The organism is Neobacillus sp. DZ-9 (assembly GCF_059587065.1).
This window is the reverse complement of sequence record NZ_JCAIOL010000005.1, coordinates 121,823-133,753: the sequence shown is the minus strand read 5'-3', so window position 1 is coordinate 133,753 and position 11,931 is coordinate 121,823. Positions and strand designations below refer to the sequence as shown.

Below are 11,931 nucleotides of genomic sequence, written 5' to 3'. Positions count from 1 at the left end.
CTCCTTCAGATTTGGAAAGTTATGATGCCATAATTGTATTTAATTTTTTAAAAATGATTAAGCCGATCTCTACCCAAATCCAATTATAAATGAGGGAGAACAAAAATATACCGCCTGTTGTGGAGATTGAAAAGGGCTCTGAAATCGAAGGTCCTAAGACAGGGAATTTAAGAACATATATTAGAATCAAAATTCCTATGGTTAATAATGATGCACCTGTTGTGATGATGATCCATCTCTTTTTGAAAAAGTAAAAGGCCGCTCCGATGCCGAGTCCTATTAGTCCTGTCGTAAACGGGAAGACAAATAGCTCACTAGGCTGAAGAATGAGTAACAATAAATTCGTAAGGACATACGCTATTGCTCCAAGTGGAAGTGAAAGCATGGAACAGAGTAGAATCGGTGTGGTTGCAAATGGACTGATAAAGTACCCCACTCCCGGCAAAATGCCACCTGCTGCTTGCAGAACAGCTGCTATACTAGTAAAAAGAGCAGCTAAGATAAGACGACTAGTTTTAGACTTTTGATTAAATGTTAATTGGGCAGTTCTAATATCAACGGAAATGTTTCTAATAAAATACATCGGTTTCACCTCAATTTATTTTATTAACTGATGAAACCGATGATGAATCCGATTATTTCCATTTTTGTAACGAATTACGATTATTTATTTGGATAAATTATATACGAGCAAATTATCCATTGCTCAAAAAAACATTCGTCGGGAGTGATGTATCATGGCTAGAAACAAACTATTGGTTCCTGGTGCAGATAATGTTCTGGATCAAATGAAAGAAGAAATCGCCAACGAGTTTGGAGTGCAGCTTGGTGCTGATACGACCGCACGAGCAAACGGTTCAGTCGGCGGCGAAATGACCAAACGTCTCGTTGCTTATGCTGAACAATCACTTCGAAATCAACAGAATATTTAATCTGTGATTTCAGAATGAGGGTGTCCAAATCGGGCACCCTTTTTCGATTAAGCCAAATTTTTCTATACAACCATATGTGCGATAAGTTTTAATTAAAGAAAAGATATAATTATAAGGAGAAATACATGAGTAGAAAAACGGCGATCGTTACAGGGGCCTCTAGCGGCTTTGGTTTATTATGTTCAGTTGAACTGGCACTAGAGGGATTTTCGGTACTTGCAACTATGAGAGATGTCAAGAAAGCAATACCATTGTTAGACCTGGCAAAAGAAAAGAATGTATCAGAATACATTAATATTGAACCACTAGACGTTACTTCAACCGTTTCGATTAACCAGTTTAAAACTATGCTATCAAGCTTTCCTTCAGTAGATGTTTTAGTAAACAATGCAGGATTCGCGCTCGGAGGCTTTAGCGAAGAGCTCTCGATTGAAGAATATCGACAGCAATTTGAAACCAACTTTTTCGGTGTCATTGCAGTGACCAATGCAGTGCTTCCATTTATGAGAGAAAAAAGGTCAGGCAGAATTATCAATATGAGCAGCATTAGCGGGCGAATGGGATTTCCGGGACTATCTGCCTATACAGCCTCAAAGCACGCACTTGAAGGATATAGCGAGAGTTTAAGGCTTGAATTAAAACCATTTGGAATCGATGTCTCCTTAATTGAGCCAGGATCATATCAGACGAATATTTGGTCTAGCGTCGACCAGATGGAAATCAATGCGGATTCCCCTTACTTTTCCTATATGAAGAGTCTTATAGATGAAATTGAAAGCGGCAAAACAGCTCATGGAAATCCATTAGAGGTCGCGAAACTAGCTGCACAAATTGCGTCACAGCCAAAATCCCCTAAGCTCCGATATCCAATCGGGAAAGATGTTAAGAAAAACCTTTTTCTAAAAAACTTCTTAAAGTGGGAACTTATTGAAGCGGCAATATTAAAAACACTAAAACATTAAAATTTCCCCTTGTTAGGATGGGTGCTTTGTGTGTCAAAGCCCCCATGCAGCTTTTAACAAACGTATCCCTTTATTAATTTCAAACTCTGATAACCCGCCAAAACCCATAATAACTCTGGACCCTTCGGAGGTATTTGACTCGTGATCATATATCGACAATGGGTATACTTTTACCCCATGGATTAAGGCTGAACGAATTAACTCTTTTTCAACCATATTGTTTTTTACGTCCAAAACAATATGAAGACCGGCATTCTCCCCAATTATTTGAACTTTTTCCCCTAAATAGTTTTTTATATCGACCATTAAGGTAACCTGTTTTTTACGGTAAAGCGTTCTCATTTTATTTAAATGTCTTTGCCAATGTCCATCCTTCATAAAAAGATAAAGGGTATTCTGATGAAGCCGGGAGACTGTCTGCTTATAAATAGTAAAGCGTTCTTCGTATTTAGAAAGAAGTGCAGCTGGCAAAACCATATAACTTATACGTATAGATGGAATTAAGGACTTGGAAAATGTTCCTAAATAGACGACTCTTCCATTTGGATCCAGCCCCTGTAACGAGGGGATTGGCTTACCTGTATAACGATATTCCCCGTCATAATCATCTTCAATTATATAACCGCACTGCTCTTCTGCCCATTTTAACAATTCCATTCTCCGCGAAATCGGTAAGACCATTCCAAATGGGAATTGATGTGATGGTGTCACATAGGCAACAGTGGCACTACTTTCTTTTAATTCACCTAAATTGATCCCACTTTCATCTAGCGATATGGGAATCGTACTGACACCTAAATCTTGTAAGACAACTCTTGTTCGATGGAAACCAGGATTCTCGAGTGCATAGATGTTGTCTTTCCCAATTAACAAACATAATAAACCAATGAGAACCTGTGTCCCTGCGCCAATAATGATTTGATCAGCTGAGCACCTAACACCCCTGGATGCAAAAAGTTGTATGGCAATTTGTTCTCTTAGGAGCCTTTCGCCTTTTGGATCACCGATATTAAATATCTCGTTTTGAACCTCATATAAAGCTTGCATTGTTAATTTTCGCCATACAGAAAATGGAAAATGTTCTAAATCGACCCTGCCCGAATTGAAATCAATCTTAACATTCGACTCTGAGGGCACCATTTTCACTTCTAATTGAGGCGGATATTTTTGATTTAAAAAAATGTCTTCATCAACTGATACTACAAATAACCCTTTCCGAGGTTTACTTTCCACATACCCTTCCGCACATAATTGATCGTAGGCAGATTGAATGGTATTCAAGCTTAACCCCAAATAATTGGATAAATTTCGTTTTGAGGGCAATTTTTCTTTCGGTTTGATTCTACCTGATAAAATTTCCTGTTTAACATAATTAGATAATTGCAGGTATAATGGTTTATCGCTTTTATAATCTAAAACAGGTGTAAGTTCAAGCAAATTGTATCTCCTGCCTTTGAAAAAGGTGCCTGTCCTCCATTGCGATAATACATTAAAGCATTGGGGTCAAGCACCTTAATTTTTATTCAGATATAAGATCAACAAACCGGTCAACTACATCATCGATAAATTTAAGTGTAGCTTCATCTGTTAACATTCCTGTTGATTCATTAAATTTGGAAGAAGCTTGATTAATTAGAATTTCGTTGCCCACCGGCGGCAAAAGCTTTACTTGCAAAGCCGTTAAGATTTGACGCAAATGAAGCTGTGCACGAAGGGTACCCATTAATCCTGTTGCTGCACCAGCCGTCATGACCGGTTTTCCGATTAGTACTTTATCAACACGGGACAACCAGTCAAGTGCATTTTTCAACACGCCAGGAATTGACCAGTTGTATTCAGGTGTGATGATGATGACTCCGTCAGCTTCCTTTACCTTTCTTTTAAAAACAGTAACTGATTCAGATGGATTTAATTCTGTATCCTGATCAAAATGTGGCAGCTGGGCAATATCAAGAAGTTCCAAATCAAATTTTTGGGCATGTCTCTCTTGAATCGTGCTTGCTAGCTGCCTATTATATGATCCTTTCCTTAAACTACCTACAATCGCTACAATTTTCATTCGTCTCTTCACACCTTTTTGTTATGTAATAATAATGATTATAGGGACTATATTTGGAAAGTTCAAAAAAACTGCCTCAAAGGCTTAGTGTTCTATTCTTATTGTGCAAACAGAATTTTGATTTCATTTTCAGCCTCGACCATCCTGCCAAATCTATATCCCTCGATTAAAACATGTCGTTCATGGTCAGTTAACCGACGACCCCATTTGGATTCTAAATAGAAAATGACCTCGTTATAAGAAATTTCCGAGTAATTAAAAGGGTTATTCATGTAATCGTCTCCTTCCTTTTCCTATTACAGTCTTGTCCAATTTTGTTTTTTATATTAGCCAACAGAAAAAAGTGCGAAGTACAACGCTATTTCCTTTCGTTGTAGTTCGCACTTATATATATTACTTAAAAATAGTTCCGACCATTTGATCAAAAGTCATATTACTATCAACCACAAAAACTCCTGGGCGTAATTTGGCCGTTAGCCCTCTTTGCTCAATAACTTTAGAGAAGTCAAACGCATTTTGAACCATACCTGCTTTAACTAGCATATTTCCAACATCAATGCTGGTCATACCCGCTGATACATTCACGATTAGTTTCGTGACAGTTTTAGTAGACTTGTTGTCTTTAGCGGGTGTTTGTTTTTGTACAGCTGTCTTTGCCTCTTTGACACTCTTGTCATATTCAGCTTTCGTTTGAATAACATAGCCTGCGGCTGCCAGTTTTTCTTTCATTTCTTTTTCAGATAAAGTGTGGGTTTCAGCTGGTTTAGCAGCTGGTTTAGCTGATGCTTTCGCGACTTTACTGTTATCAGTAAAGTACACAGTACCGCAAATAGCTGTCGTAATAAGAATTCCGGCTGCAAAGCTGCTTAATAAGTTAATTCTCATTGGCAACTTTTCTCCCTTCATCCTTTAAACCCTGAAAGGGAGCAACGATCTTTTCAATTTTATTTACTGAGACTTGTTTCATTTCGGCAATACTTTCTAACGAATAATTGCGTTTGAATAAATCTAGAACTTCACGCTTAAGAATTTTTTCCTCAGAAGTGAGTTGGACCCCTGCTTCTTTCATCAAGACTACATTGTCAAGCTCAAGATTCCGAATGGACTCCTGTAAGGAATTAATTTCTTTCATCGTAGATATATGAATCAAATCAATTTGATTATGTTCTACCTTTGCAGCACGTGTAGATTTTGAAATAGAAAAGATTAGTAATAAAACGGATATCACAAACAATCCGGCTAAAGTCCATTCCATTTAAATATTCCTCCTTGTATTGATAACAAGTTTTTATTATACAGCCAAAATATTAATTTATTGTTACAAAACGCAAAAATACGTAAAAAGTCCGATAAAATTGGCAAAATGAGGGGAAATAGAAAAAAGTGGGGTCAGACCCCACTTTTGGAAAAGAATGAATGATTATTAAGAAAAAATCCGATCAATCGCTTGAATTTCTTCTACAGTCAGCTGGACCTCTAACGTTTTAAGATTGTGAAGCACTTGTTCTGCCCGCTTAGCACCTGGGATAATGACATCAATCGCATCCCGCGTTAAATACCAAGCAAGAACGATGTGAGAGACTTCCACTCCTTTTGCCAAGGCAATTTTACGAACCTTCTCTATTTTTTCCAGGTTCTGCTGATACCTTTCTCCTTGAAAATTCGGTCTCTTTTGATTCTTTTCACTTATTTCGGTAGTTTTGGCGTATTTACCGGTCAATAACCCTGAAGCTAGCGGGTAGAATGGAACAAAGGAAATCTTGTGTTCGGTCATGTATGGGAATAAGTCCTTCTCTGCCTGACGGCTTAATAGGTTATACTCGCCTTGAAATACATCTACATATCCATCTTTATTAGCTTCTTTTAGCTGTTCCATCGTAAAATTCGATACACCAATTGCTCTGATTTTTCCTTCATCCTTCAATTGCTTCAATGCCCCGACCGCTTCATCCTTAGGGGTATCATTATCAGGAAAATGAATATAAAATAAATCGATGTAATCCGTCTGCAGGAGTTTTAAACTGTCTTCGACGGATTGCTTTAAAAAGACAGGGGAGTTGTCCAGCACAATGTCTTTTCCAACAAATTTATGAGCCGCTTTTGAGGCGATGACAACCTCCGAGCGATTCCCTCTTTCCTTCACTACTTCACCAATAATTTCTTCAGAGCGGCCAATTCCATATATGAAAGCAGTATCTAAGAAATTGATTCCATTTGCTAGACCTGCACGGACTAAATCTCTTCCAGCTTCCTCATCGAGGTTTGGAAATAAGTTATGCCCTCCTACAGCATTGGTTCCGAGTCCAATAGGATTAACATATAAATCTGTCTTACCGATCCGGGTTTGCTTCGCCATTTGCCAATCATCTCCTTTTATCATCATAATAACAAACACAAACAAAAAGTATAAAGGATTTAGCTTTGCATTTAATTTTTAGAACGTTTAGACCAGATCACGACAGGGATAAGCAGCAGTGAAAGGAAGCCTCCGACCAGAGAAAGTGCAGTATAACTAGATTGCGCTACAACAATTCCTGAAAGAGCTCCACCTGAAGCCCCAGATAAAGCAATCAAGACATCTATCGTCCCCTGCGTTTTTGCACGGGTAGAAGGATGTGTGGCATCCACGATGAGTGCGGTCCCACTTATTAAACCAAAGTTCCAGCCAAGTCCAAGTAAAGCGAGGGCAATGACTAGGGGCATCATGGAATCGGCAGGTGCACTCGCGGCCAGAACACCCGCCGCAAGGAGAGTGGCTCCGGAAGCGATAGCCATCGCTGTCCGTCCAATCTTGTCTACCAGAATACCGGTTACCAATGATGGCAGGTACATGGCACCAATATGGATGCCTATTACCAGTCCTACTTCACTCAAGCCATGTCCATGATGCTTCATTTGAACAGGTGTCATGGTCATGATCGCGACCATTACCATTTGGGTTAAAATCATGATGGCAGCCCCTACCACTATATCCCGACTTTTTATTTTTACACTATTGGTATTCTCAACTAAAATATGATCCTCTTCTATTTTTTTCACAGCTCTTATGGCTTTCGCGACTTCAAGTGGATCTGGGCGAAGAAAAGCTGAAAGCACTAAACCAGCGAGCAGAAAAGCAGCAGCGCCTAAAATAAAGGGGCCGGCTAAAGCAGGAACACCGATTGACACAGCAACACTGCCCATGACACCCACTAAATTGGGACCTGCTACAGCACCAAAAGTGGTCGATACTAATGCAATGCTGATGGCAGTTGCTCGCTGTGTACTGGTGGCCAAGTCGGAACCTGCATAGCGTGCTTGCAGGTTCGAAGCACTACCTGCTCCATAGATTAGTAGAGAAAAAAATAGCAGAAAGACATTATGGGTTAATGCTGCGAGGATTACGCCAATTGCGCCCAAGCCGCCAGTCATGAATCCCGCCGCCAGTCCGGTTCGGCGTCCAAACCGTTGGGAGAGCCTCCCTATAATAAGTGCCGCCCCAGCAGACCCTAAGGTAAGCAAGAACGCTGGAACACCGGCAAAACGATCCGAACCCAGCATATCTTGTGCCAAAAGCGCTCCCACCGTAATGCCCGCTGCAAGTCCGGCTCCTCCAAAAATTTGCGAAATAACAACGATTATCAAAGTCCGTTTATATAGTTGCCTTTGCTTTTCGGGAGAATCAATGTAAATTTGTAACCCTGCCGGATGACTTTCTAAAGCTTTTGATTCATCAGCATTTTGATTCATCACTTGTCCGCCTTTCTTTGAAATTCTTAATACATTTATTACTATTATAGTACATTAAAAGAGAAGAAAATCAGTTTATAAGGTTCATAAAGTAAAAATGCCCTCTTTCCAAAAAATCCTCAAAAACCATTGAATAATTGTTATACAACAAACAACATCTGTACTATATCAAATCAATGATATAATTACAACGAAACCTTTAATTAATACTTATAAACCCTATAAAACCACCATTATTACACCATGTGATTTTTCCATAGTAAAAAACTGTTGTAACTGTTTTTATTACCTGTTACAATAAAAAAGTATAATTTATTGAAAATTCCTAAAATTCTTATTGTTAATTCGGTTTACACGATGGGAGGAATACTATTGTCAAAATTGCCGAAAATCAATGAATTAGGCTTCTTTGAAATCCGCCTCGAATCCATTGGAGGCTTAGGAGCTAATTTGGCAGGGAAAATGCTATCAGAGGATGGCGTTGTTGGAAACGGACTGAATGGAGTCGGTTTTTCATCATACGGATCTGAGAAAAAAGGCTCCCCTGTCAAAGCGCACATACGTTTTTGTGACCCTGAAACCAACATCCGTGACACCACTCCCATAGAACGACCTCATGTTGTCGGCATTTTCCATGATGCCCTTTTTAAAACCATCGATTGCACAAGCGGGATCTATCCCGACAGTACCATCTTAGTGAATTCTCAAAAATCCCCTGATGACCTAAAAAAGCAAATGAAAATATCTGGTGGAACCATTGCCATTATTGATGCCACAGGAATCGCTTTTGAAGAACAAACAAAAGCCAACACCGCCATGCTTGGAGCACTTTATCGGATTCTAGATTTCTTAGATCCAGAGTCAATGAAACAGACCATTCGCCGAACATTCGAAAAGAAATATCCTCATTTTGTTGAGCCAAATATTCGCACCTTTAACCGGGGATACAATGAAGTCGAATTTAAAGCCTTTGAGCTTGATGAAGGGATGGAACCAAAGCCGTTTAAAAGAGCTGAACCGCTCCTAGGATATAAAACTCAAGCCATCGGCGGAATGATTACAAATCCAGGAAACAGTATTTTAAAGGATTTAAGTATTTCACGCGCAGGAATGCTACCCCATTTTCATGAAGAAAAGTGCATCAATTGCGCAGCCTGTGATACTGCCTGCCCGGACTTTTGCTTTGTTTGGGAAGAAAAGGAAGACAAACGGGGCCGCGCACAAATGTACCTTCAAGGAATTGACTACCAATATTGTAAAGGCTGTTTGAAATGCGTCCATGCTTGTCCAGTTGAAGCACTTACAGGTGAAAGAGAATATAATGACGGCTACGCTGACAAGAACCGTGTGCCGCATTTGTTTGATTTGGCGATTCGAAATTAAGGAAAGGGCGGGGTTTTCATGTCCATAGAAGTTAACCAAGATAATCTAACAGTCCCAAAAGGAACAGTTGAACAAAGTGTTGTTTTTGAATCAGGAAATGAAATGGCCGCCTATGCAGCCCACCAAATTAACTATCATGTGATGGGCTACTATCCAATCTCCCCTTCCACTGAGGTCGCCCAGTTCCTTGATGGAATGAAAGCCAAAGGTGAACATGATATCGTGTTGATTCCTGCGGATGGAGAACATGGATCAGCAGGAATTTGTTATGGGGCATCAACTGGCGGTGGTCGTGTTTTTAATGCCACAAGCGCTAATGGATTTCTATTTATGTTAGAGCAGCTGCCAGTTCAATCCGGAACCCGCTTCCCGATGGTACTGAATTTAGTCAACCGCTCGGTTTCCGGACCGTTAAATATTCACGGAGATCATTCTGATTTATATTTTGCCTTGAATACCGGTTGGCCCATTTTGATGGCCCGAGATCCGCAAATTGTTTATGATATGAACATTATCGCGATAAAACTAGCGGAAGACCAAGACGTAAGACTGCCAGTCATCGTATCGTTTGACGGTTATTTCACCTCCCACCAAAAGCGGCGTGTTCAAGTTGTGAAAAATAGAGCGGATGTTCAGAAATTTATCGGAGAGCTTCCGAAGAACTTCCCTCATGCGTTAGATCGGGAAAATCCTGTGACCATCGGTCCATATATGAATGAACCGGACTATATTAATAATTGTTTTCAGCAATCTGAAGCCATGTACAATGCGGAACATGTTTTTGAAAAAATTTCGAAAGAATATGCGCAATTAACAGGGCGGGAATATCCAGTCCTTGATTTATATCGCATGGAGGATGCTGAAGTAGCTGTATTTATGTTAAATTCAGCTGCTGAGGTTTGTAAAGATGTGGCCGACAAACTTCGTCTTCAAGGAATCAAAGCCGGGGTCATCTCCCCTAATATGATTCGTCCTTTTCCGCAAAAGAAATTGGCAGAAGCATTGAAAAATGTGAAAGCGGTAACAGTAGGAGATCGTGCAGATTCATACGGGGCACACGGAGGTAATATGGCACTGGAATTAAGAGCTGCTCTGCAAACAGTTGGAAATGCACATACAAAGGTCATAAACCGAATCTACGGATTAGGGGGCAAAGATTTTTATGCTGATGACGCCGAACAGTTTTTCCAGTTAGCTCTGGATGCAGCTAATTCAGGACACGTTGATAAGACTTTTGACTATTTTGGACACAACCCAGGATCCCCTGAATTTGCACCGAAAAGGGTATTAAATCCAATGAAAAAAGAAGATTTGAATACTGGTTTAATTACCGTTACGCCTGATGAAACTACAGGTGAACTAAAAGTGAAAATTCCTCCGATGCGTAGCTTAACAAAAAAACCAAAACGATTGGCTTCCGGACATGGAGCGTGCCCTGGCTGCGGAATTTTCTCTGGACTAGAGCTGTTCTTCAAAGGAATTGAAGGAGATATTGTAGCCTTATTCCATACTGGATGTGCTATGGTCGTAACGACTGGTTTTCCTTATAGTTCGCATAAAGCGACATACATCCATAATTTATTCCAAAATGGTTCTGCTACTCTGTCTGGTCTTGTGGAAATGTTTCATGAACGAAAAAGGCGCGGTGAATTTGCTGAACTGGGCTTGAGTGAGGATTTTACCTTTGTCATGGTTACTGGTGATGGTGGAATGGATATCGGTATGGGTCCTGCCATTGGTACAGCCCTAAGAAACCATAAAATGATCATCCTTGAATATGATAATGAAGGTTACATGAACACAGGCAGCCAGCTATCCTACTCGACTCCAATGGGACATATGACAAGTACCTCAAGTGTAGGCACGTTCCAAAAAGGCAAGCCGTTCCATCATAAAGATACCGCCCAAATTATGGCCGCCACTCATATTCCTTATGTATTTACAGGAACTGAAGCTTTTGACCGCGACCTGTTAAAGAAAGCTGCCAAAGCACAATGGTATGCCCAGAATGAAGGCTTGGTTTACGGCAAAATTTTAATAACCTGCCCATTGAACTGGAAATCAAAGGACGAATTAGGCCAGACAATCGTTGAAGCTGCGGTAAATACCTGTTTCTTCCCTCTTTATGAAGTGGAACGAGGAATTACAACCATCACTTATGACCCTGAGGCTAAAAATAAACGGTTAGATGTCTCCGAATGGTTGAAGCTGATGGGGAAAACGAAGCATATGTTAACTGAGGACAGCAAAGACATGCTGCAAATGTTTGATGATGAGGTTGAACGTCGCTGGATGAGGCTCAAAGCAAAGCACGAAAGTCCTTATCTATAATTCTATTAAACAAAAGCTGAAGCCCCTTTTGGGCTCAGCTTTTGTTTACTTTTCTAAATTCGTCAATCCATTCTTTAATCATTTCATTTAAAAGTCCCTTTTTTTGACTTTTCAACCATTCCACCTGGTCGATTGGGAGTTTTAATTTTAAACTAACTTCTTCAATCGGCATTTCAACTTTCCTGATTTCTTCTAATGTGATTCCTTCTTCGATATTTGGAAACCAGGCGTCATTTTCGTTCACCTTATCGAAATCTTCATACTCTTGGATGTCATCAAGCTCACAAAATAAATTAAGCTGCGGTAGACCTCCAGAAAAGACTTTTACATGCATAATGGAATTTATGATTCTTCCATCCTCTAACTCTATTTCAATAATAATGTTCTCCATCTTTTTATATTTTTTCACAGTAACCTCACTGACAATCAAATCTAATTCTAAAGTGATTCCTGTGCTTGATTTAAAAAGATAAATGGCACTTTTAAATACATGAATACTTTCACCATCGATTATTACTGTTTTAACACTAACCAT

General features: G+C 39.7%; 13 protein-coding genes. 4 read left to right on the top strand and 9 right to left on the bottom strand.

Translation table 11 applies throughout. From position 1 onward, the window contains the following. Window positions 1-19: 19 nt before the first annotated feature. Window positions 20-583, bottom strand: coding sequence for a hypothetical protein (locus AC59HZ_RS15605; protein WP_496546721.1), 564 nt, complete (start codon window positions 581-583; stop codon window positions 20-22). 154 nt (window positions 584-737) lie between these two features. Here AC59HZ_RS15605 and AC59HZ_RS15600 point away from each other — a divergent pair, with 154 nt between their 5' ends. Together AC59HZ_RS15600 and AC59HZ_RS15595 are read left to right on the top strand one after the other, a co-directional pair. After that, window positions 738-932, top strand: a complete 195-nt coding sequence (locus AC59HZ_RS15600) for an alpha/beta-type small acid-soluble spore protein (protein ID WP_430062927.1) — start codon at window positions 738-740, stop codon at window positions 930-932. Window positions 933-1,057: 125 nt separating this feature from the next. Continuing rightward, window positions 1,058-1,894 carry an SDR family oxidoreductase gene (locus AC59HZ_RS15595; protein ID WP_496546720.1) on the top strand — a complete coding sequence of 279 codons (837 nt, stop codon included), beginning with the start codon at window positions 1,058-1,060 and terminating at the stop codon, window positions 1,892-1,894. A 33-nt stretch (window positions 1,895-1,927) separates the two neighbouring features. Here AC59HZ_RS15595 and pdxR read toward each other — a convergent pair whose 3' ends face one another. The 7 genes from pdxR to AC59HZ_RS15560 form a co-directional block, all read right to left on the bottom strand. Further along, on the bottom strand, window positions 1,928-3,331 hold the full coding sequence (gene pdxR, locus AC59HZ_RS15590) for a MocR-like pyridoxine biosynthesis transcription factor PdxR (protein WP_496546719.1): 1,404 nt from the start codon (window positions 3,329-3,331) through the stop codon (window positions 1,928-1,930). An 82-nt stretch (window positions 3,332-3,413) separates the two neighbouring features. Next, window positions 3,414-3,953 carry an NADPH-dependent FMN reductase gene (locus tag AC59HZ_RS15585; protein ID WP_496546718.1) on the bottom strand — a complete coding sequence of 180 codons (540 nt, stop codon included), beginning with the start codon at window positions 3,951-3,953 and terminating at the stop codon, window positions 3,414-3,416. 98 nt (window positions 3,954-4,051) lie between these two features. Then, a complete protein-coding gene (locus AC59HZ_RS15580) occupies window positions 4,052-4,225 on the bottom strand; it encodes a hypothetical protein (protein ID WP_496546717.1) in 174 nt (57 codons plus the stop codon). A gap of 121 nt (window positions 4,226-4,346) precedes the next feature. Further along, complete coding sequence (locus AC59HZ_RS15575) at window positions 4,347-4,838, bottom strand: aminodeoxychorismate lyase (protein ID WP_496546716.1); 492 nt, start codon at window positions 4,836-4,838, stop codon at window positions 4,347-4,349. Next, entirely contained in the window at window positions 4,828-5,208 is a 381-nt protein-coding gene (locus tag AC59HZ_RS15570) for a hypothetical protein (RefSeq protein WP_496546715.1), read from the bottom strand. The genes AC59HZ_RS15575 and AC59HZ_RS15570 overlap by 11 nt, the downstream gene beginning before the upstream one ends. A gap of 168 nt (window positions 5,209-5,376) precedes the next feature. Then, window positions 5,377-6,309 carry an aldo/keto reductase gene (locus AC59HZ_RS15565; RefSeq protein ID WP_496546714.1) on the bottom strand — a complete coding sequence of 311 codons (933 nt, stop codon included), beginning with the start codon at window positions 6,307-6,309 and terminating at the stop codon, window positions 5,377-5,379. A 71-nt stretch (window positions 6,310-6,380) separates the two neighbouring features. Beyond that, window positions 6,381-7,682, bottom strand: a complete 1,302-nt coding sequence (locus AC59HZ_RS15560) for an MFS transporter (RefSeq protein ID WP_496546713.1) — start codon at window positions 7,680-7,682, stop codon at window positions 6,381-6,383. Between the two features lie 372 nt (window positions 7,683-8,054). Here AC59HZ_RS15560 and AC59HZ_RS15555 point away from each other — a divergent pair, with 372 nt between their 5' ends. Beyond that, window positions 8,055-9,065 (top strand): 2-oxoacid:ferredoxin oxidoreductase subunit gamma family protein, encoded by a 1,011-nt coding sequence (locus tag AC59HZ_RS15555; protein WP_496546712.1) that lies wholly within the window; start codon window positions 8,055-8,057, stop codon window positions 9,063-9,065. 18 nt (window positions 9,066-9,083) lie between these two features. Next, window positions 9,084-11,396: a thiamine pyrophosphate-dependent enzyme gene (locus tag AC59HZ_RS15550; protein ID WP_496546711.1), complete on the top strand. Its 2,313-nt coding sequence runs from the start codon at window positions 9,084-9,086 to the stop codon at window positions 11,394-11,396. Window positions 11,397-11,430: 34 nt separating this feature from the next. Here the strand turns inward: AC59HZ_RS15550 and AC59HZ_RS15545 are convergent, their stop codons facing one another. After that, on the bottom strand, window positions 11,431-11,931 hold the full coding sequence (locus AC59HZ_RS15545; protein WP_496546710.1) for a hypothetical protein: 501 nt from the start codon (window positions 11,929-11,931) through the stop codon (window positions 11,431-11,433).